Here is a 1,430-nt window from a genome sequence, read left to right on the forward strand (position 1 = left end):
TTTGGCCACGCAGCCGGGATTGTCCAGCTCGGGTCTGAATCCGCCGAATTCCAGCAGGGAAAGGCTCATGGCCATGCGGTGGTCGTCGTGGGTGGACAGGGCCAGAGGCCCGGGATTCGGGACAAACCCCGGGTCGATGACCAGACCGTCGTCTTGAACTTCGACCCGGGCTCCGGTTTTGGACAGTTCTGTGGCCACGGCGGCCAGGCGGTCGCTCTCCTTGAGCCGGAGGTGGGCGACGTTGACGATGGTGGTCCGGCCCTGGGCAAAGCAGGCCAGGGCGGCCACGGTGGGGACCAGATCCGGGCAGTGTCCCATGTCCAGATGGGTCCCGATCAGACGCGCCGGGAAGGACAGGACCCCGTCTGTGCCGAACTCGACCCGGCCGCCCAGGGCTTTGACGATGTCGGTCATGGCCCTGTCCCCTTGGAGAGAGTCGGGCCGAAGACCCTGGACCAGGACCGGTCCCGATCCGACGGCACCGGCGGCCAGAAAGTAGGAGGCGTTGCTCCAGTCGCCTTCCACGGTGTAGTCCCGAGCCCGGTATGCTCCGGGCTGGACGGAAAAGCGGATCCTGCCAGGGGTGACCTCGCGGACGGCGGCCGGATCGGAGGGTGTCCATTGCCCGCCGAGGAGCTCCTCGACCAGGACCGGAATGCCGAAATCGGCCATGGTCTGGACGGTCAGGGCCACGTAGGGCCAGGACACGGCCTTGCGGCCGACGACCGAGATCCGGACGGGCTTGGCGGCCAGGGGAGCGGCCAGGAGGAGTCCGGAGAGGTATTGACTGCTCTGTTCCAGGCTGACCTCGATCCCTCCTCCGGACAGGCCTTGGGAGGTGATGGCCAGGGGCGGGCAGCCGGGTTTGGCGAGGTATTCGATCCGGACACCCATGGCCTCCAGCGGCCGGATTAGATCGTCGATGGGCCGGTCATGCATGCGGCCGTCCCCGGTGACGAGGCATTGGCCGGAAAAGGCCGAGGCCACGGCGGTCATGAGCCGACAGGTGGTGCCGGACTCGCCCACATGAAGAACGGCCTTTTTTTCAGGAAGAGCGGCGATGCCTCTGAGGTCCATGACACCGTCGTCCCGGGCCGAGCAATTCGCGCCCAGGGCCGTCAGGCAGGCGGCGGTCCGCTCGAGGTCGTCGCTGGCAAGGGCCTTGCGGATGACGGAGGTCCCTTCCGGGACGAGGCCGGCGCAGATCATGGCCCGATGGGACACGGACTTGGAGGCCGGGGCCTGGATGATGATGAGGGATCTCATCTCAGGCCTCCTTCAGGCTGGGGCCGGAGGGGTAGCTGCCCAGAACTCGCAGGGTGTGGCATTTTGCGGCCAGCCTTTTTAGCAGATCTGTGTAGGAATTTCGGCCCAGGTCGCACTCGACGTCCATGAAAAAGACATACTTCCATTTTTCCGAGCGCAGGGGG

General features: G+C 66.2%; 1 protein-coding gene. It reads right to left on the minus strand.

The genetic code is table 11. The annotated features are described in order from the left end of the window. The coding region (gene aroA / locus EOM25_14950; protein NCC26476.1) for a 3-phosphoshikimate 1-carboxyvinyltransferase at positions 1 to 1,266 on the minus strand (1,266 nt) is incomplete at its 3' end. Between the last annotated feature and the right edge of the window lie 164 nt (positions 1,267 to 1,430).

The sequence above is a fragment of the Deltaproteobacteria bacterium genome (genome assembly GCA_009929795.1).
Classification (GTDB): domain Bacteria; phylum Desulfobacterota; class Desulfovibrionia; order Desulfovibrionales; family Desulfomicrobiaceae; genus RZZR01.